Annotated in this window: 1 protein-coding gene; it reads left to right on the forward strand. The window is 52.7% G+C overall.

The window, feature by feature from the left end:
• Window positions 1–379: 379 nt before the first annotated feature.
• The coding region (locus JUJ53_RS00300; RefSeq protein ID WP_204150004.1) for a hypothetical protein at window positions 380–564 on the forward strand (185 nt) is incomplete at its 3' end.

The following is a 564-nucleotide window of genomic DNA, read 5'->3' on the forward strand; positions in this document are numbered from 1 at the left end:
CTGGCTTGGATCTCCTCGCCAAGCGATTCATCATGGCGGTGTAGAACAAACCCAGAGGAACGGCATTAAGCATCACCAAAAGCTGGGAAGAGCCCAAATCATTTGTCGTCTGCCTGTTGGCTCATGTGTGGTTTGAAACTGTTGCTTGAGCCGCTTGAGCCGTTGTTCCTGATCGAGGATGTTGTTTGGGTAGTCCCACTGACCAACCGTTAACGTGCGAGAGATAACAGCCGAGTCGAGTTTGAGTGGCGTCCTATCGAGCTCTGCACAGGCATCAAAGAAGGCCGGTTTGAGCGATTCAAGTTGGGAGGCGATCGTTGCCATACCCCGTATTGATCTAACTAATAAGGGGGTGACTGCAAATGCAGAGGGGCCAGCTTTGTCTGCTTCTGAACCCCTAAACAGTTCCCCAGCTCCCCAGCCCATAGATGAGCAGGTTGAACTAGACCAAACCTTGATGTACCAAATCTTAGTCCAGCAGGTGCTGACCTCTCCCAGCGATGCTCCAGAGGCTGCCCCCAACCCCGAAGCAGAAGCAAACCCATGTCCGGATACAACCTTGGA

Source organism: Leptolyngbya sp. CCY15150, assembly GCF_016888135.1.
Classification (GTDB): Bacteria; Cyanobacteriota; Cyanobacteriia; order RECH01; family RECH01; genus RECH01.